The sequence below is a fragment of the Vibrio sp. 16 genome (assembly GCF_963681195.1).
GTDB classification, from domain to species: domain Bacteria; phylum Pseudomonadota; class Gammaproteobacteria; order Enterobacterales; family Vibrionaceae; genus Vibrio; species Vibrio sinaloensis_D.
Genome location: NZ_OY808998.1, coordinates 558,402 through 576,614, shown reverse-complemented (window position 1 = coordinate 576,614; position 18,213 = coordinate 558,402). Strand labels below are relative to the sequence as shown.

Sequence of the window (18,213 nt, the reverse complement as noted above, 5' to 3'; positions counted from 1 at the left end):
ACTCACTTCTTTATGTTGGAGTTGTCTGGTCGCGCTTAGCTTTGACGCTCTAGCAGCAGGTCACGAATGGCCGCGCCCGCTTCAAGGATGTGTTTTTTCAGCATGTATTTTGCACCCTCTATATCGCGATTTTGGCACATCTCAAGGAGCGCTTTGTGCTCTTTATCGGCTTTAGCAGTGCCCTCGGTAAACAGCAGTTGCATACGAATATAGCGGTCGCATTTGGTGTTTAGGTTGTAAATCACATCCATGGTTTCAGGCATGTTAGCTGGGGCATAGAGGGCTTTATGCAGTTCGTAGTTGTAATTGCTCCACTCTTCAACTTCATCGCCACGATTGACCAAATCATCGAACTTAGCGCGAATCTCATTGGCACGCGCCAGATCCTCATCGGTCATGTTTTGAATCGCGCGCTCGAGGATGTGGCATTCGACAACGGCTCTTAGCTCAAACAGCTCGTCGATCTTGTCTGGCGAAAGCTCAGTCACGGTTGCCCCTTTATGGGCTTCGAAGCTGACGAGTCCTTGCGCTTCAAGCTGCATTAAGGCTTCACGAACGGGAATTCGGCTGACATTGAACTCTTTGGCTAAGGCATCTTGGCGCAGAGGCTGGCCAGTTTTTAACTCACCTTTGAGAATTTTGCTGCGAATAGCTTCTTCAACTAACTGCGTTCGAGTTTTAAAAACGGGTTTTTGCGACATCCCAGTCTCCGGTATATCTAAATCACAATAAATTGTATTCAATATACCATTGGTGATTGGGATTGCGACTTTCCGCTTTTAACTCGCCCCGTTTTTGGGGGGTAGGTCAATTGTTCATCTTACCTATGTGAGTTAGTGACTTTCAGCGATGGCAATAATGCGCTTAATCAGCCTCTCTTCGGTGAGCGACTTGTTGCGGTAGAAGCGAAATATCTCCGAGTTGATGGCTTGTTGGGCGACAGGGTTGACGGCCATGGAGTCGATCATGCTTGGCACCGCTTTGCTTTGTGCCACTCCCTTTTTAAAGGCTTGATAGGCTTTGATTTGGCAAGGGTTAAAGTCGGTGAGTGCAATGTCGGTTCGTACCGGGATGGACCCCTTGTGTAGGTTAAATTGCGCCTGAAACTCTGGATCTGCCAACACATTGGCCACATGGTTGGCTTGGTCTTTAGTGAACGATTTGCTCACCATAAAGATCAAGCTGTCCATGTTATAGAGGAAAACGTCGTCACTTTCGGGGGCCGGGTAGCAGCCTATCTGATTCGGCACCTCTACGCCTTTCGCAATCAGGTCACCAAGAATCCAATCGCCTCCGAGTTGGAACAAGGCTTGGTTGCTTGCGAGTGCTTTCGTCGCGGTGTCCCATCTTGTGTTGGGCAAGGTGTTATCAATCAGCAAACTTAGGCGACGGAACTGAGCTAATGCGGCGCGTAAGGTGTCACTATTGATGCTGTCTGGATCAAGGTCGACCATTGCTCGGGTATAGAAATCCACCCCGCCCGTGGCAATCACCAGATTTTCAAATAACTGGGCAATTTGCCAAGGTTGTTCGCCGACAGCGAGTGGGGTGATGCCTTGGGCTTTTGCCTGTTCCATCACCGTAAACATCGCTTGCCAAGTAGTCGGCACCGGTTGGTTGAGCTCAGACAATAGCTGGTGGTTCACCCATAACCAGTTGAGTCGATGCAGAGTTAACGGCAGGGCAACATAACCATTGGCAGATTGATTGATCTGCTGGGAAAGGGGGTAGAGAGTGGCCTCCCATTGATGGTCTTTAGCGACAGCGTTCATGTCATGGAGTATGCCAATTGCATCCCATGCTCGAATGCTTGGGCCCTCAATTTGTGCAAAACTGGGTGGATTTCCTGCCAGCGCTCTTGCTTGTAATACCGTCATCGCACTGTCACCGCCACCGCCCAAGACGGGCTTCGGTGCCAGTTGAATATCGTGTTTTTCTAAATGTTGGGTCAACACGTCCATCGCGTGTTGTTCACCTTTGGATGTCCACCAATGAAGGAATTCAACCTCTGCTGCGCGAGGGGCGGTGAGCCCAACGGCGGTCAGTGACAGGGTCGAAAGATAAATCGCCAATTTGTTCATAGTGAGTCTCTTGGGAAGGATAGCGTGGCGCGCAACCCGCCAAATGAAGAGTGGCTAAGAGCAAGAGAGCCACCGTGCGCTTTCGCAATGCTTTGGGAAATAGTCAGTCCTAACCCAGAGCCTTCTTGTGTTTTATTGGCTCGGTAATAGGGTTGGCACAGTTTATCGAGGATCGCCTCATCGACGCCTTCACCATGATCATCAATGACAATGTTCACGGCATCGGCACTATCGAATAGCTGAATATTGACTTTATCGCCATATTTCAACGCATTATCGACGAGATTTTGAATACAGCGCTTAATCGCTAGGGGTTTTCCGGCCACCGCAGACTCGATAGAACCTTGAATTTGAATACGCTCGGTTTCCGGCGTCACTGTGGTGGCGATGTGCTCAATTAACTGATTGAAGTCTATGGGTTCAATCTCTTCGTGGATGTCCGTCTCTTTGATGCATTGCAAAGCCCCTTTGACCATCAAGTCTAGGTCATTCGCCAGTCGGGTAAAGCGTTCTCTGTCTGTGTCATCATCAAGCATTTCTGCGCGCAGTTTGAGGCAAGCAATGGGCGTTTTTAAATCATGGGAGATCGCGCCAAACAGCATTTCGCGATCCTTAATGTGGCTATCGATACGCCGATTCATTTTGTTGAAGGCTCGGATGGCGGCTTTGAGCTCGTTGCTGCCGCGCTCTTCGACCTGAGGAATATCGAGCCTGCTCGACATTAAGGTAGCGGCTTTGGCGAGTTCGCGAATAGGTTGAATCTCTTTACGAACGACAAACCAAGTACAGATCAGCAGCAGTAGCGCAGACAAGAGTAAGGTGATCCACTCACGAATATCAAAGTAATGGGTCTCAAGATTAACGTACGGGGCAGGCAATACCGCAGCAAGGTAGAACCATTCGTTTTCATCGACTTCGACCTGCATCACCAATATTGGAGGATTAAGCGCACCAAACGAGAGTGAGTAATGCGCCCAAAGTAACGGCAGTTCATCAATCGGCAGTTCGTTATTAAACACTCTTAAATTGTCGCGTTGGGTAAATTCCACCGAGATGTTGGGGATGTCTTGCAGCTCGGATGAAAGTACCTGTTTGACTTCATTTAGAACCAAGGTTTTGCGTTCGCTGTCGGGCAAAGGCGGGGTTTCGATATGGTGATTGTTGAGTGAGACAAAAAAGCGCGTGCCGCCCATATTGCGTAGTTGATTGAGCACAAGGTGTCGGTATTCAGAGGGCAAGGTTTGGAAAAAGGAGATGGTGGATGAAGCACTGAGTGCCAAACTTTTCACCGTATTGGTTAAGCCTTGTTTGTCTCGTTCGTTGGCGTGTTGATACCAAATCATGCCCGACAGAAGTTGAGCAAGAATGATCACTAACAGCAGGAAAATACTGGTGCGAAATACCAGTGAACGAGTCCAGGTTTTAATTCTCATAGTGGACGTCCGTTGTCAGCATATAACCTTTGTTGCGCACGGTTAATATCAAGGAACGATCTTTGTCTTCCAAGTGGTGGCGAAGGCGGCTGATCTGGACGTCAATACCGCGCTCAAAGGGGTCGGCATCTCTGCCCCAAATTTCACGAGCGATATCATCACGGGATAAGATTGATTTAGCGTTGTTGACGAATAAGCCGAGTAAGGAGAGATCGGCGCCACTCAGTTGTTTGACTTGATGGTCTTCTAGGCGGGTGAGTTGGCGAGTAACGGTATCGAGGGACCAGTCATCAAAGCGGACTTTTCTGGCTAACTGAGTTTGAGGATTAAGTTGGCTGCGGCGTAAGATGGTTTTGATTCTTGCTAGCAGTTCTCTTGGGCTAAACGATTTGGTGATGTAATCATCGGCGCCCATTTCTAGTCCAGCGACGCGGTCCGCTTCTTCGGTGACGGCGGTGAGCATAATGATCGGGATTTGGGAATCTCGGCGCAGCTTCTGGCACAAGGTAAATCCGTCGTCACCCGGCATCATAATATCGAGAATGATCAGATCTGGAGTATGCTTTTTGAGTTGTTGCCACATCTCGCGTCCATTGCCCGCACCAATGACTTCAAACCCAGCGCGACCCAGATAATCAGACAATGCTTCTCTAAGATCCAAGTTGTCGTCAACGACGAGTATCTGCTTGTTTTCCATCACCTTACGTCCCTGCTGCGAGTTTTCAATATGATGCTATTTTCGACCGAAATTCTCAATCGAACTGGGTCTAAATTATGGGTTACAAAGGAACGATTTTGTAAGTCATCACTTACAAACCCGCAGTGTTTTGTAACCTTGAAGGCGCGATAGCTGGTTAAGATCTTTTAGACTTCGCAACGCCGAACGTCTTGTATTACCCAACGCTGGTCACTGTGCAGATGAGCATCTTTGGCTGATTGGGGTGACGCTCTTTGAACGCTCTCAATGCGGCTCGATTGGGAGAGTTCGATGTGTGGTTATGGGAAGTGATTAAATTGGATATTCATGGTGTGCTCGCACTGTCTTAATCTTACCGACCCCCTAATTTGGTAAGAGTGCCAACCTCGCCCGAGGTTGGCTTTTTCATCCCTGTTGGGTGCAACGAACGCAAAGCGGTTTGGGATGATGACACGTCACGTAATTGATTTGTTTGGAATACAGACAAGCTAAAAAATGCCACCATCGCCTGAAGAGTCTGAGCCAAAATCGATCACGCCTGCATTGTCGAGTGAGGTATTGGTTGGGTGACTCGAATTCACCGCGTGGATCTTGGCGTACTCAAGGTAGGCTTCAAAACTGGGTAGGGCATCTTGCTTAAACAGCGCCATGCTGACTTCTCTTAGAAACTCCGCTTGTTCGCCAAATTCACTCGCGAGATCCAGCCAATCATAAAAGCTTTGCTGGGTGATCATGGCGTATGCACAGCGACAATACTTGCTGTCTTGCTCTTTACCTAATTGGGAGAGTACCCAGTCGATTTCACCTGGGTCATAAAAGGCTTTATTACCAAACTTGACCGCCAGTCGAGGTGCAACCTCTAGAGCGATGGATTTGATCAAGCGCTTTCGGGTTGATGGAAACATCGTTGCTCCTAATTTGTGCTGCGTGAATAAAACAATCTATTCACCTAATCAATGCGATAGTGCAGTGTTACAAATTGAGAAGCAAGATGTCTTAAGTTATTGATAATTATATTTTCAAAGCCAGCCGATCTGTGCTGGCTTTGTACAAAGTTTATTTGCCGTCCACACTGCAACGAACATTGAGGGGGTTGTCTTGCTGTAAGCTGCATGGCAGAAGCGCGTCCGGCACGGATTGATAGGCGACCGGGCGTAACCAGCGTTTAATCGCTTCAGCCCCAACCGAGGTGCTGGCAGGCATGGTTGAGGCTGGGTAAGGGCCTCCGTGTACCATCGCGTAGCTGACTTCTACACCCGTTGGCCAACCGTTAAAGACAATGCGCCCCGCGACTTCTTCTAGCTCAGGTAGCAGGCGCTTGGCGAGCGGATAATCGTCGGCGTCTGCGTGGATCGTTGCGGTCAAACTTCCTGCAAGGTTTTGACTCAAACTGATCATCTCTTCACTCTCTTGGCACACGACGACGATCGATTGAGGGCCAAAGATCTCTTCTTGCCACTGCGGATTCGTGCGCCAAATCTCGCTGGTGGTTTCAAACAAGATTGAGGGAACGCCCGATTCAGGAGAAGACTGAGTCTGCGTTAACCCAGATTGCTGAGCGCGCCGTTGACTTTGGGTCAAATAGTTAGACTTGATGCCGGATGTGAGCATGGTTTGCCCTGTTTGAGCCTTAATGCCCTCGCGCATTGCTTGTAGGAATCGTTCACTGGCTTCGCCTTGGGTAATAAAGACAACTGCGGGTTTGGTACAAAATTGGCCGCAGCCCATGTTCATCGACATGAGGTACTCTTCCGCCAGTGACTCTGCTTGGTTTTCCATACGTTGAGGCAAAATGAAAACAGGGTTAGACGCGCCGAGTTCACCGAAGAAAGGAATGGGTTCTGGGCGTTGCTGGGCAAGGTCAAACAGCGCACGCCCACCATGGATAGAGCCAGTAAAGCCAACCGCTTTGATACTCGGATGAGTGACCACAGCTTGCCCCAATTCATGGCTGGTTCCCTGAAGCAGCGTAAAGATCGCTTGTGGAAGCTGTTCTTGCTCAAGCGCTTTGGCAATACATTGGGCAACAATCTCGCTGGTTCCCGGGTGGGCCGGATGGCCTTTGACGATCACAGGGCAGCCCGCTGCGAGAGCAGAGGCGGTATCTCCCCCAGCTGTCGAAAAAGCGAGAGGAAAGTTTGACGCGCCAAACACGGCCACAGGCCCCAATGCGATGTTGTGGCGACGAATGTCAGGCTTGGGCAATGGTTGACGATCAGGATTGGCGCTATCAAAAATCGCTTCTTGCCATAAGCCACCCACAGCGACGTCGGCAAATAAACGCAACTGCGCGGTCGTGCGGCTTAGCTCACCATTAAGTCTTGCGTTGGGCAGGGCAGATTCTAATTCGGCTCTGGCGACAATGGCGTCACGGGCGCTTTCCAAAGCGTCGGCGATGGCGTGTAAGAGTGAACTTCTCTGTGCTGGGGTGGTTTGGCGAAAGGCTTTTGCCACTTCGCTTGCGGCCATGGCTGCAAGATCCACCTCTTTTGCGCCATGCTCTGGAAATTCGCCAGATAGTGGTCGCTCGGTGGCAGGGTTTAGGGCATGAAAGGTATGCATATCAGATCCTTAGGGCTATTTTAATTCAAAACCAAATGCGTACGGGTCTTCATCATCGACCCAAATTGTGTTGTGTCCGGTGACTTGCGCCCAGCCCTCGATGCTTGGCAGAATCGCGGCTCGACCATCCACTTCTGTGACTCCTTCGATTCGACCTGTGAATAGGCTGCCAATAATGCTTTCGTGGACGAAGTCTTCACCTTGCTTGAGTTTTCCTTTCGCGTGCCACTGAGCCATGCGCGCGCTGGTTCCGGTCCCACAAGGCGAGCGATCCAGCGCTTTTTCACCATAAAAAACGGCATTTCTGGCCGTTGATTCTGGTTTGGTTGGCGTACCCGTCCAAAGTACATGGGAGACGCCACACACCGTCGGATCATTGGGATGGACGCATTCCACCGCTTTCGAGACAGCATCACGAACTTTCGGGCTGAGCATTAAAATTTCATCTGACGAGTAGTGTTCTAATCCGCGATAGTTCTCTTGAGGATCGACAATGACGTAGTAGTTGCCGCCATAGGATACATCGACGGTGATTTCCCCAAGCCCTTCCACCTCAACGGTGACATCTTGATGGGCAAGGTAAGCAGGCACATTAAAGATCTTCACTGAGGTGATCTTCTCGCCTCGACGCTGGTAGTGCACTTCAATTTGCCCAGCCGGAACGTCCAAAATCAAGCGACCTTCTTCTCTCGGGCGAATCAGTTTGTGTTCCAGCGCTGATGTGACGGTGCCTATGGTTCCATGACCACACATCGGCAAACACCCACTGGTTTCAATAAACAGGATCGAAGCATCGGCATTGTCGCTGCATGGAGGGAGAACCACAGAACCTGACATCATGGCGTGACCACGAGGCTCAAACATCAACGCCTGACGGATCCAATCGTAGTGCTCAAGAAAGAACTGGCGCTTTTCACTCATGGTTTCACCGCGCAATGGCGGTACGCCTCCAGCAACTAACCGAACTGGGTTTCCACAGGTATGCGCATCGATACAGAAGAAGGTCCCTTGTCTCATTTTTCGCTCCTTGAATAGGAAATTGGTTGAACTGTTGGGGTTGGATGTTATCGTGATGTTAAGTATATTTTATACAATTTTGTTTTGGAAACGTGATAAGGAGCAGAAATAAATGGTCAGTGAACAATCAACTTCTGGTCAAAATGTGGCCGTGATTGGTGGCGGTATTATCGGGTTATGCTGCGCGTTAAAACTTCAATTACATGGCGATAAGGTGACGATATTTGATAAATCTGGTGCGGGGGAAGGGTGCTCGAAAGGTAACGCAGGGCACTTTGCTACCGAGCAGATTTTTCCATTGGCGACTCCCGCTTTGGTTCCTCAATTACCGAAGATGTTGTTGTCACCGTCGAGCCCAGTGTCGATTCGTTTCCAAGACTTACCGCAAACCTTAGGTTGGATGGTGCGCTTCTTACTAAAAGCGAGAAAAGCACCAACACAACATGCCACGAAGGCACTTACCAAGCTCAACGAACACGCCATGTCGAGTTGGTTTTCCTTGCTTGAATCGGTCGGTCTTCGCCATCTGATTGTGATGCAAGGGTCGCTACTGACGTTCGAAAGTGATGCCTTGTTCAAAGCCTATGGCGCAACATTGAAAGGGTTTGATGAACAGAGGGTGGCGTACCAACTGTGGGGGACGAAAGCGATTCGAGAGCAGGTACCCAACTTATCCCATCGGGTAAAGCATGGTGTGTTTTTCCCAGACACGGGACATACCCTAAACCCTTATAAAATATGCCTTGAGCTAAAAATGGCGTTCGAAAATCTCGGTGGTCGGTTTGTGTGTCATCAGGTTGATGATGTGCATGCGGGGGATACGCTGTCAGTGGTCAGTGACAGCAAGACGCAGTCATTTGATCGGGTTATTGTTGCCACCGGTGCGGAGTCTACGAAGCTGGTAAAACGCATGACAGGTAAAAAAATCCCTCTCCAAGCAGAGCGAGGTTATCACCTTATGTTACCGACATTAACTGGAGGTTTGCCGTTTCCGGTTAGCTCCGCCGATCGGAAATTTATTATGACGCCAATGGAAGGCGGGCTTAGGCTAGCTGGCACCGTCGAGTACGCTGCGTTGCAATCGCCGCCCAATATGAAACGCTCGCTGATGTTAAAAAAACTGGCCAAAGGGTTGCTTTCGGGTGTCTCTGAGAGCACCGAAATGGGTGAGCAATGGATGGGAAACCGCCCCTCGTTACCAGATTCTCTCCCAGTGATTGATAGCCTCTATGACGGCAAAATTCTTTTCGCGTTTGGCCATCAACATTTAGGTCTCACGCAAGCGGCGGTGACCGCAGATCTTATCGCTCAATTAAGGCATCAGAAAAAAACCGCGCTGGATCTCACCCCATTTCGTTTATCGCGTTTTGGCTAAAAAATTTTAAAATTAAATATTGTATAAAATATACCAGTGCATTATGTTAATAAAAAGTTAATCAAATTTGATGCCTAGCAGCAGTACCCAGGCGTCTGAAAATTTCAGGGAGTACCCTGTTAAGACAACAAAAAGGAGCACCAAACATGTCAAGAAAGACATTTACACCATTGGCACTTTTGATTTCTGGAATGCTGCTAGGGACATCAAGCGTTGCGAACGCTGAAGAGAAGTTAACGGTAGTCTCTTGGGGTGGGGCATTTACTCACAGCCAAGTCGAGGCTTACCACAAGCCATTCATTGCCAAAACAGGCGTTGAGCTGATCTCAGAAGACTTCAGCGGTGGTCTTGCCGAGATTAAAGCACAAGTAGAAGCCAACAAGGTTCGCTGGGATCTGGTCTCGTTGGATAAACCCGATATCGTCCGAGGCTGCGCGGAAGGGTTACTTGAACCGGTAGACCCAAGCATTCTGCCCGCAGGGGATGATGGCACGCCAGCGGATAAAGACTTTATTCCTGGCGCTATCCATGAATGTGCGGTGAATACCATTGTGGTTTCAACGGTTCTTACCATCAACGAAGAGGCATTTGCAGGCAAAGCCGCACCGAACAAATTAGTCGACCTGTTCAACATCACTCAATATCCAGGTCGCCGAGCTTTACAAAAGATGCCGCAGGGGAATTTAGAGTGGGCGTTAATTGCTGATGGGGTTGCGCCGGCAGAAGTGTATGACGTGTTAGAGACGCCAGAAGGTCGCGCTCGTGCCTTTGCCAAACTCGATACCATCAAACCTCATGTGGTTTGGTGGACAACTGGCGCGCAGCCACCACAAATGCTCGCAGACAAAGAAGTGGTGATGGCATCCGCGTTTAACGGTCGCATTCATAGTGCGACTCAGGAAGAAGGCCAGCCGTTCAAAATCATTTGGGATCATCAACTGGGCTACATGAATGGTTGGGCGATTCCGAAAGGCAGTCCAAATACCAAGTTAGCCTTAGAGTTCATTAAATTCTCTTCCGGCACACAGCCTCTTGCGGATCAAGCGAAATATGTCGCTTATGGACCAACCCGTAAATCGTCGTCGGCACACATCAGTCAAGAGATCTTGGCGAGTCTGCCAACTGCACCAAACAATTTTAAGACCGCTTTTCTTATCGATGACGAGTGGTGGTCAGATTACGCCGACGAGTTGAACGAAGAGTTCAATACTTGGCTTTTGAATTAATTTGAGGTCAACGAGGCGGTCTTTTCCGCCTCTTAACAAGGAAACAATAATGCTTAATCTCGATGCAGAGCAAATCGTCCAGTCGCTTTCGATGCAAGGTTTGATTGAATCGATGCGCCAAACGTATCAGCACCACGCGACGATTCCTCAGCGCCGTGTGATGCCCTTGAAAGAGGGAGAGCATGATGCCTTTGCGTTGCTGCCGGCATGGAATGACTCATTGATCACGGTAAAAGCGTTCACCTACTTTCCTAATAACTGCTTGCAAGGGCGAGACAGTTTAGCGTCGAAGATCCTTGCTTTTGATCGCTCGCATGGGGAGCCGCTGGCGCTACTCGATGGCAAGGTACTCACGTATTGGCGTACCGCAGGGGCTTCAGCGCTTGCGGCTGATTATCTGGCAAGGAAGGATGCAGAGACGTTACTTATTTGCGGGACTGGCAATCTTGCGCCGTACATGGCGTGGGCATACGCAGCCATTCGGCCGATAAAAAAGGTGCTGGTGTGGGGCAGAAACAACCAAAAAGCGCAGGCCGCCGTTGATAAGATTTTGTCTGGCAGTGAATATCAGTTGTTAGCTGAATCTTGTCGTTACCATGTTGAAGCGGTGTCAGGAGTCGATGAACACCTTGCTGAGGTCGATGCGATCACCTGTGTCACAGGAGCGGCGCAGCCACTGTTCGATGGTACAAAGTTGCTGCCGGGTACGCATATCGATCTGATAGGTAACCATGACAAAGATAAACGTGAGTGCGATAGCGCAAGCATTCAACGTTCCAGTGTGTTTGTTGATAGCCGAGTTAATGTGTTAGCCGAAGCGGGAGAGTTGCTGATTCCGATTGCCAATGGTGAGTTTGCAGAAGAGGCGATAAACGCTGAGCTAACAGACCTGTGCGCTGGCAAGCACATCGGCAGAACCGATGATTCTGAAATCACCTTGTACAAATCGGTCGGTAGCGCACTTGCCGATCTTGCGGCGGTAAGGTTCGTTCTCGATCAACAAGATACACAATCGTTTATGGGGTAGTCCCAACGTCGGATAGTCGTGTTCGTGCGACTGTTAAAATTGCATACAATATACAAATGGAAGGTAAAAATGAAAGTAGATTGGAAAGGTGTGTACCCAGCGGTCAGCACTCAATTTCGCGCGGATCAAACCATCGACTTAGATGCGACTCAAACCGTCATTGATAATCAAATTAACGATGGCGTGAACGGCATCATCTGTCTAGGTACGGTCGGTGAAAACTGCGCGCTGTACCCAGAAGAGAAGCGTCAGGTCTTAAAGGCGGCGCACGAGGTTGTTGCAGGCCGTGTGCCCTTGATTGCGGGTACCGCTGAATCAATCACAACAGCTTCTGTGCAATATATGCAGGATGCGCAAAAAATCGGTATTGATGGCTGCATGGTGATGCCTGCGATGGTTTATCGCACATCAGACAGTGAGACGGTGGACTACTACCGCACGCTCGCAGAAGCGACACCAGAAATGCCGATCATGATTTACAACAACCCAGTCTCTTACGGGGTCGATGTCAGCCTAGATATGATGGAGCAATTGGCGAGTTGCGAAAGCATTGTCGCGGTAAAAGAGTCAACGACCGACACGCGCCGCATTACTGAGTTGTACAATCGTTTTGATGATCGTTTCACCGTATTTAGTGGCGTCGACGACATTGCGCTAGAGTCATTAATGCTTGGTGCCACGGGCTGGATTTCCGGTCTGACCAACGCTTTCCCTGCGGAATCGGTGGCAATCTACAAGCTGGCGAGTCAAGGTCGTTACGCGGAAGCGTTAGAGATTTATCGCTGGTTCCTACCTTTGCTGCGTTTGGATACGATTCCGACGCTGGTCCAGTGTATTAAGCTGGCAGAACAAGTGTGTGGCCGCGGCAGTGAGCAAGTGCGTGCCCCTCGCCAAAACCTCAAAGGGGAAGAGCGTGCCCGGGTGATCGCCATGGTGGAGCATGCGATGGCAACTCGCCCAGATCTTGCTAAGTACAACCTATAAACCGTTAATTCAGAGAGAAAGGCAGGGGGAGACCCTGCCTTCAATCCCTTTACGTAAACGGCTTATTAGGACGTTAAGCTGTTTACCTAGCTGGATTGGGTGATCGATTTGTCGAAAAGGAACAACCATGACAATGCATAAAGAGTACGTCAGCTTTCAGCACGTTCAGAAAACCTACGATGGTGAAAACTTGGTGGTAAAGGATTTTAACTTAGACATCAAACCTGGCGAGTTTGTCACCATGCTTGGGCCGTCTGGCTCTGGAAAAACCACCTGTTTGATGATGTTGGCAGGTTTCGAAACCGCTACGGGCGGCGAAATCTACATTGATGGCACGCCAGTCAATAATCTTGCACCGCATAAACGAGACATTGGTATGGTGTTTCAAAACTATGCGTTGTTCCCACACATGACGATTGCAGAAAACCTCGCTTTTCCGCTTAAGGTCAGAAAACTGCCTTCGGAAGAGGTCTCGCGCAAAGTCGATGCCGCTTTGAAAATGGTAGAGCTTGAGCATGTGGCGAACCGCTACCCAAAGCAGCTTTCAGGTGGCCAGCAGCAGCGTGTTGCGTTGGCGCGAGCATTGGTGTTTGAGCCAAAACTGGTCTTAATGGATGAGCCTTTAGGGGCACTCGACAAGCAGCTTCGAGAGCAAATGCAACTTGAGATCAAGCACTTGCATGAGAAGTTAGGCATTACCATTTTGTACGTGACCCATGATCAGGATGAAGCCTTGACCATGTCTGATCGCATTGCGGTGTTTAATCACGGTGCGGTTCAGCAGTTGGCGTCGCCGACGGATCTGTACGAATCACCCAGTAATGCCTTTGTGGCGCAGTTTATTGGCGAAAACAACCAACTCTTCGGTACGGTTGAGGCGCTTGATTGTAACCATTGCTTAGTTCAGGTTGGACCGCAGCAACTGTCGGCGAAAGCGGTAAGTGTGAGTGAGGTTGGCGAGCCGACATTGTTGTCGATACGTCCTGAGAAGATCAGTATTACGCCGGAACTGGATGGGAGTGATAACCAAGTAACGGGCATTTTGAAAGAGCTGATTTATCACGGCGATCACCATCGTCTGGTCGTCAGTGTTTCGGGTGTGGGCGATCTGGTGGTTAAGGTCACCAACGATCATCGCCACTCGCAAGCGTTTAAGCTCGGAGGGGTCTTTGCGATCGGTTGGAACCGCCAAGATTGTCATGCGCTTGATTGTCCTAAAGAGTCCTTTGAGCAGGAGGAAGTGGCATGAGCCGTGAGCTGAGTGGACTTTCTTCGGTCATTTCCTTGCAAAGAAAGCTGGCTAAACCCAAGCCAGATCTTAAATCTCAATTGAAGCGTGCCGAACGACAGAAACAGATTCGATCCCTTTTGCTTATCCTTCCTTTGGTCTGTTTTATTTGCGTCACCTTTGCTTTTCCAATCGTTGAGATGCTGTATCGCAGTGTCGACAATCAAGCGGTACCGAGTGGTTTTCCTCAAACGGCAAAAGTGATCAAACAGTGGGATTATCAAGGTTTGCCAAGCGTGGCGATCCAGCAGCAATTTATGCAAGAGCTGAAGGCGCGCTATCAAGATAAAACATTGCCTAAACTGGCTAATCGATTGAATATCGAAGTGTCGGGAATGCGCAGTTTAATGATGAAAACGGGGCGAAAACTGGCGAAGTTAGAGCGCCTTCCTGTCAGCGCGGCAGAGATACAACAACTCGATAAACGCTGGGCTAAGCCGCACTATTGGTCGGCATTGAAGACCTTAAGCTCTCCTTACACCTTGAGCTATTACCTTGCCGCGCTCGATATGCGTTATGACGATCAAGGTTACATCAGCGCTCAGCCAGAGACGCGCCAAGTCTACGTCGACCTATTTAGCAAAACGTTTGGAATGTCACTCACTATTACTTTGATCTGCTTAGTGATGGCGTATCCGGTGGCTTATCTGCTTGCCAATTTGCCAGACAAACAGGCGAACTTATTGCTGATTGTGGTGCTGCTCCCTTTTTGGACCTCACTATTGGTGAGAACGACATCTTGGATTGTGCTACTGCAAAACCAAGGAGTGATCAATGATGTGTTGATTTGGTCTGGGGTGACTTCCGAACGGCTGGCGATGGTACACAATACCTTTGGCACCATTGTCGCCATGGTTCATATCCTGCTGCCGTTTATGATATTGCCTCTCTACAGTGTCATGAAAGGCATCAGCCCCAGTTACTTTCGCGCAGCTAGGTCATTAGGTGCGACGCCAGCGACCGCTTTCATTAAGGTTTACATGCCGCTCACTCTGCCAGGCATTGGCGCGGGGGCGCTGCTGACGTTCATTCTTTCTATCGGTTTTTACATTACGCCTGCGCTGGTTGGAGGACGAAGTGGTCAAATGATTTCAAATATGATCGCGTATCACATGCAGACGTCACTGAACTGGGGGATGGCAGCCGCGCTAGGTGGATTACTTCTGGCAGTCGTGCTGGCGCTGTTTTACCTCTTTAATCGCGTCGTTGGCATTAACAATATTAAGGTAGGAGGTTAGTTATGGCACTGCCGAGCTACTGTAGTGGCCGCGAGCGCGTGGCGTATTATGGCTACTTAGGGTTTTGTACTTTGGTGTTCTTGTTTCTGATTGCGCCAATCTTAATCATTATTCCGCTCTCATTTAACGCCACCCCCTATTTTACTTTTACCGAAGGTATGTTGAGTTTGGATCCCGAGGCGTATTCGATTCGCTGGTACGTGGATATGTTTTCTAACCAGCAGTGGATCAATGCCCTGAAAAACAGCACGCTGATTGCGATTTGCGCCACTATTGTAGCCACAGCGTTGGGTACGTTAGCGGCGATGGGGCTCGCGGCGAACAATGTCCCATTTCGCAATACCATTATGGCGTTTTTGATTTCACCGATGATTGTTCCTGTGATCATTTCTGCCGCTGCAATGTACTTTTTCTACACGCGGTTAGACCTTTCACAAACCTTTGTTGGCATTGTGCTGGCTCATGCTGCATTAGGGACGCCCTTTGTGGTGATTACCGTAACGGCGACCTTGAGTGGCTTCGATCATAGTTTAGTTAGAGCAGCATACAGCCTAGGTGCCAATCCCATTTACGCGTTTCGCCACGTGACTTTTCCTCTCATCCGTCCGGGAATGATCTCAGGTGGCTTGTTTGCGTTCGGGACATCGTTTGATGAAGTGGTGGTGGCGCTGTTTATTACCGGCGTCGAACAAAGAACGGTCCCTAGACAGATGTGGTCGGGAATTCGTGAGCAAATTAGCCCCACTATTTTGGCCGTCGCGAGCTTGTTGATTTTGATGTCGGTACTGTTGCTCGTCACCCTAGAAATGTTGCGTAGACGCAATGCGCGCATAAGGGGGATTAGCGAGTCGTAACTTCTGTGATTGTTGGGCAAAAGCGGTAAGGTCACCATCCAGGTATTGTAGGCTTCAACTCCCGTCCTTACCTTTTCCATCGCGCTTCGACTCTTCTTCGAAGCGCTTTTTTGTTTTTGGCTACCAGGGCAATCGCTCTCCGTCATAGGCGATAAAGCTGCCACTGTCGCTCGCCTTGAGTGAGTGCAAAATAGTTATCAGCTGAGTCGCCACATAAGTTGGCGTGAAGAGTTTTCCCTCAGGCACGTTAGTTTGGAACGGCTTGGACAATTGGGTATCGGTGGTGCCAGGGTGAAGCGCAACCACCACGCTTTTGGGCATTAAGCGCCCCCATTCAATGGCGATGGATTTGAGTGCCATGTTGAGGGCTGCTTTGGAACTCCGATAACTGTACCAACCGCCGAGTTGATTATCAGTAATGCTGCCGACCTTGGCCGAGACGGTGGCAAGGCAGGGGTGAGCGCTTTTTCTCAACAAAGGTTGGAAATGTTTGGCAATTAGTAGAGTAGGCAAACAGTTGACCGCCATACTTTTGAGGAAGAAATCTGGGTCGATTGAGGCAAGGTTCTTTTCTGGTTTTTGGTGCTGTGTATGCAGCATTCCCACGCAGTTGATGATCCAATCCAACTGTTCAAACTGTTGGGCAAGTTGTTTAATGCTGGCTTCGTCCTCGACATCAAGTGGATACCAGCGAACTAGGCTTTGCTGGTGCTCGGGCTGGTTACGGTGATAGGTAGCAGCGACGTCAACTTGCGGGTAGTGGCTAACGAGATGGTTGACGATGGCTTTACCGATACCGCCGCTTCCTCCGATTACGAGTATTTTCATTACAGCTCCTCCAAACGTTGAAGATTACGTTCTGCGGTCTCTAAAATGGCATGTTGTGCTTCTTCGCTCATCTTGTCCCAATTGCGGTATATCATGCCGATGCGAGGAAGAGTGCCAATTCGATCGCGATGTCTGACCATAAAATGCCAGTAGAGGCTGTTAAGTGGGCACGACGTTGGGCCACTTTTTTGGTTTACTTTGTAGCGGCACGATTTGCAGTAGTCACTCATTCGATTGATGTAAGCACCACTGGCTGCATAGGGTTTAGTCCCTACGATCCCGCCATCGGCGTACAGTGCCATACCACGGGTGTTGGGCATCTCAACCCACTCGATGGCATCTATGTATATACCCAAATACCACTCATCGACTTCATCAGGGTTGATCCCCGCCAGCAGTGTGAAGTTGCCAGTCACCATAAGGCGCTGGATATGATGAGCGTAGGCATGCTCCAGAGATTGGCCAACCGCTTGGTTAAGGCAGTTCATGCCACTTTTGCCTGTCCAGAAGTAATTTGGCAGTGGGCGTTTTGCATCAAAATGATTTCGCGTTTTGTATTGGGGCATGTTTGCCCAGTAGACCGCGCGAATGTATTCCCGCCAACCGATGATTTGACGGACAAACCCCTCAATCTGTGACAGTGAAATGTCGCCGTTGGCCTTTTCGAAATAGGTGATGGCACTAGTGACAACTTCAAGAGGGGAAATCAACTTACTGTTAAGGGCGAAAGAGAGTCGACTGTGATACAAGCTCCAACTCGCTGGGTGACGGTCTGTCATGGCATCTTGGAAAAAACCAAATCGCGGCAAGCAGTGCTGGCAAAAATGCGCCAATAAATTAAGAGCTTGGCTACGATTGATAGGCCAAATCAGTGGGTTGGAGACATCACCTATGTTTTTCACCTTGTGGCGTGCAAGCCTTGCCAAAATATCACTGACATCTGTGGCAAACATCAGTGGGTTGGGGATCGACTCTAGGTCGTCCTCTTTAAACGCATTGCGATTGTTGGCATCTAAGTTCCATTTGCCCCCGACCGGTTTTTCACCTTCCATAAGTAGATTGAAGCGTCGGCGCATTTTGCGGTAAAAGTGTTCCATCAAGATGTGTTTACCAGCCGGAAAAGCCTCGGCAATTTCTTCAAACGGGAACAGGAAGTGCTCGCTCTCCACCATAGTGATTTTCACCCCTTCAATAGCGAGTGCCTCTAGCTGCTTGAGCAAGCGGTATTCATCGGGGCGTTGATACTCAAGGTGAGTGGCTTGATGTTGCTCGACAAGGCTTGCAAGCAAGTGAGGCAAGTCTTGATATTGTTCACTCTGGTCTAAGTCGAGATAGAGCACCTGATGGCCGAGTTGCTTAAGCTCGTCGGCAAAACTGGTCATAGCCGCAAAGAAGGCGCAGTGCTTTTGAATGTGGTGAGTGGTGTAACTCGCTTCCTGATGGAGTTCAGCGATAACATACAACACGCGGTCGTCTTGGTGCTGAAACCAAGAGTGCTTGATATTGAGTTGGTCACCTAAGATGAGGCGGATGGTGGTCATGTTCATTCATTTGCTTAACAGAGTTTAATACCCTTACGCATCGGCGCTCTATTGGGATCAGG

16 protein-coding genes are annotated in these 18,213 nt (G+C 49.4%); 7 read left to right on the top strand and 9 right to left on the bottom strand.

Going from position 1 to position 18,213, the window contains the following annotated elements:
- Nucleotides 1–35: 35 nt before the first annotated feature.
- From U9J37_RS16840 to U9J37_RS16810, 7 genes are all read right to left on the bottom strand, one after another.
- Nucleotides 36–701: a GntR family transcriptional regulator gene (locus tag U9J37_RS16840; RefSeq protein WP_005469739.1), complete on the bottom strand. Its 666-nt coding sequence runs from the start codon at nt 699–701 to the stop codon at nt 36–38.
- A gap of 132 nt (nt 702–833) precedes the next feature.
- Nucleotides 834–2,081, bottom strand: coding sequence for an ABC transporter substrate-binding protein (locus U9J37_RS16835; RefSeq protein ID WP_005469804.1), 1,248 nt, complete (start codon nt 2,079–2,081; stop codon nt 834–836).
- On the bottom strand, nt 2,078–3,514 hold the full coding sequence (locus U9J37_RS16830) for an ATP-binding protein (RefSeq protein WP_005469863.1): 1,437 nt from the start codon (nt 3,512–3,514) through the stop codon (nt 2,078–2,080). Before U9J37_RS16830 ends, U9J37_RS16835 begins: the two co-directional genes overlap by 4 nt.
- Complete coding sequence (locus U9J37_RS16825) at nt 3,504–4,211, bottom strand: response regulator transcription factor (protein WP_005469770.1); 708 nt, start codon at nt 4,209–4,211, stop codon at nt 3,504–3,506. The genes U9J37_RS16830 and U9J37_RS16825 overlap by 11 nt, the downstream gene beginning before the upstream one ends.
- A 488-nt stretch (nt 4,212–4,699) precedes the next feature.
- On the bottom strand, nt 4,700–5,116 hold the full coding sequence (locus U9J37_RS16820) for a DUF6559 family protein (protein ID WP_005469659.1): 417 nt from the start codon (nt 5,114–5,116) through the stop codon (nt 4,700–4,702).
- 151 nt (nt 5,117–5,267) lie between these two features.
- Nucleotides 5,268–6,773 (bottom strand): aldehyde dehydrogenase (NADP(+)), encoded by a 1,506-nt coding sequence (locus U9J37_RS16815; protein WP_005469585.1) that lies wholly within the window; start codon nt 6,771–6,773, stop codon nt 5,268–5,270.
- Between the two features lie 15 nt (nt 6,774–6,788).
- Nucleotides 6,789–7,790 carry a 4-hydroxyproline epimerase gene (locus U9J37_RS16810; RefSeq protein ID WP_005469865.1) on the bottom strand — a complete coding sequence of 334 codons (1,002 nt, stop codon included), beginning with the start codon at nt 7,788–7,790 and terminating at the stop codon, nt 6,789–6,791.
- 112 nt (nt 7,791–7,902) lie between these two features.
- Here U9J37_RS16810 and U9J37_RS16805 point away from each other — a divergent pair, with 112 nt between their 5' ends.
- From U9J37_RS16805 to U9J37_RS16775, 7 genes are all read left to right on the top strand, one after another.
- Nucleotides 7,903–9,165, top strand: a complete 1,263-nt coding sequence (locus U9J37_RS16805) for an NAD(P)/FAD-dependent oxidoreductase (protein ID WP_005469877.1) — start codon at nt 7,903–7,905, stop codon at nt 9,163–9,165.
- Nucleotides 9,166–9,311: 146 nt separating this feature from the next.
- Nucleotides 9,312–10,391 carry a polyamine ABC transporter substrate-binding protein gene (locus U9J37_RS16800; protein WP_005469657.1) on the top strand — a complete coding sequence of 360 codons (1,080 nt, stop codon included), beginning with the start codon at nt 9,312–9,314 and terminating at the stop codon, nt 10,389–10,391.
- A gap of 49 nt (nt 10,392–10,440) precedes the next feature.
- Nucleotides 10,441–11,418, top strand: coding sequence for a bifunctional Delta(1)-pyrroline-2-carboxylate/Delta(1)-piperideine-2-carboxylate reductase (locus U9J37_RS16795; RefSeq protein WP_005469601.1), 978 nt, complete (start codon nt 10,441–10,443; stop codon nt 11,416–11,418).
- Nucleotides 11,419–11,487: 69 nt separating this feature from the next.
- Nucleotides 11,488–12,402, top strand: a complete 915-nt coding sequence (locus tag U9J37_RS16790; protein WP_005469747.1) for a dihydrodipicolinate synthase family protein — start codon at nt 11,488–11,490, stop codon at nt 12,400–12,402.
- A 127-nt stretch (nt 12,403–12,529) separates the two neighbouring features.
- On the top strand, nt 12,530–13,651 hold the full coding sequence (locus U9J37_RS16785) for an ABC transporter ATP-binding protein (protein ID WP_043886518.1): 1,122 nt from the start codon (nt 12,530–12,532) through the stop codon (nt 13,649–13,651).
- Nucleotides 13,648–14,928, top strand: coding sequence for an ABC transporter permease (locus U9J37_RS16780; protein ID WP_005469603.1), 1,281 nt, complete (start codon nt 13,648–13,650; stop codon nt 14,926–14,928). Before U9J37_RS16785 ends, U9J37_RS16780 begins: the two co-directional genes overlap by 4 nt.
- A 2-nt stretch (nt 14,929–14,930) precedes the next feature.
- A complete protein-coding gene (locus U9J37_RS16775) occupies nt 14,931–15,782 on the top strand; it encodes an ABC transporter permease (RefSeq protein WP_005469635.1) in 852 nt (283 codons plus the stop codon).
- Between the two features lie 120 nt (nt 15,783–15,902).
- Here the strand turns inward: U9J37_RS16775 and U9J37_RS16770 are convergent, their stop codons facing one another.
- Complete coding sequence (locus U9J37_RS16770; protein ID WP_005469725.1) at nt 15,903–16,610, bottom strand: SDR family oxidoreductase; 708 nt, start codon at nt 16,608–16,610, stop codon at nt 15,903–15,905.
- Nucleotides 16,610–18,157: a cryptochrome/photolyase family protein gene (locus U9J37_RS16765; protein ID WP_043886516.1), complete on the bottom strand. Its 1,548-nt coding sequence runs from the start codon at nt 18,155–18,157 to the stop codon at nt 16,610–16,612. The genes U9J37_RS16770 and U9J37_RS16765 overlap by 1 nt, the downstream gene beginning before the upstream one ends.
- Between the last annotated feature and the right edge of the window lie 56 nt (nt 18,158–18,213).

What these genes read in the sequence shown, in the direction of transcription:
- U9J37_RS16840 (WP_005469739.1), bottom strand. Translation starts at nt 701, where the DNA reads ATGTCGCAAAAACCCGTTTTTAAAACTCGAACGCAGTTAGTTGAAGAA.
- U9J37_RS16835 (WP_005469804.1), bottom strand. Translation starts at nt 2,081, where the DNA reads ATGAACAAATTGGCGATTTATCTTTCGACCCTGTCACTGACCGCCGTT.
- U9J37_RS16830 (WP_005469863.1), bottom strand. Translation starts at nt 3,514, where the DNA reads ATGAGAATTAAAACCTGGACTCGTTCACTGGTATTTCGCACCAGTATT.
- U9J37_RS16825 (WP_005469770.1), bottom strand. Translation starts at nt 4,211, where the DNA reads ATGGAAAACAAGCAGATACTCGTCGTTGACGACAACTTGGATCTTAGA.
- U9J37_RS16820 (WP_005469659.1), bottom strand. Translation starts at nt 5,116, where the DNA reads ATGTTTCCATCAACCCGAAAGCGCTTGATCAAATCCATCGCTCTAGAG.
- U9J37_RS16815 (WP_005469585.1), bottom strand. Translation starts at nt 6,773, where the DNA reads ATGCATACCTTTCATGCCCTAAACCCTGCCACCGAGCGACCACTATCT.
- U9J37_RS16810 (WP_005469865.1), bottom strand. Translation starts at nt 7,790, where the DNA reads ATGAGACAAGGGACCTTCTTCTGTATCGATGCGCATACCTGTGGAAAC.
- U9J37_RS16805 (WP_005469877.1), top strand. Translation starts at nt 7,903, where the DNA reads ATGGTCAGTGAACAATCAACTTCTGGTCAAAATGTGGCCGTGATTGGT.
- U9J37_RS16800 (WP_005469657.1), top strand. Translation starts at nt 9,312, where the DNA reads ATGTCAAGAAAGACATTTACACCATTGGCACTTTTGATTTCTGGAATG.
- U9J37_RS16795 (WP_005469601.1), top strand. Translation starts at nt 10,441, where the DNA reads ATGCTTAATCTCGATGCAGAGCAAATCGTCCAGTCGCTTTCGATGCAA.
- U9J37_RS16790 (WP_005469747.1), top strand. Translation starts at nt 11,488, where the DNA reads ATGAAAGTAGATTGGAAAGGTGTGTACCCAGCGGTCAGCACTCAATTT.
- U9J37_RS16785 (WP_043886518.1), top strand. Translation starts at nt 12,530, where the DNA reads ATGACAATGCATAAAGAGTACGTCAGCTTTCAGCACGTTCAGAAAACC.
- U9J37_RS16780 (WP_005469603.1), top strand. Translation starts at nt 13,648, where the DNA reads ATGAGCCGTGAGCTGAGTGGACTTTCTTCGGTCATTTCCTTGCAAAGA.
- U9J37_RS16775 (WP_005469635.1), top strand. Translation starts at nt 14,931, where the DNA reads ATGGCACTGCCGAGCTACTGTAGTGGCCGCGAGCGCGTGGCGTATTAT.
- U9J37_RS16770 (WP_005469725.1), bottom strand. Translation starts at nt 16,610, where the DNA reads ATGAAAATACTCGTAATCGGAGGAAGCGGCGGTATCGGTAAAGCCATC.
- U9J37_RS16765 (WP_043886516.1), bottom strand. Translation starts at nt 18,157, where the DNA reads ATGAACATGACCACCATCCGCCTCATCTTAGGTGACCAACTCAATATC.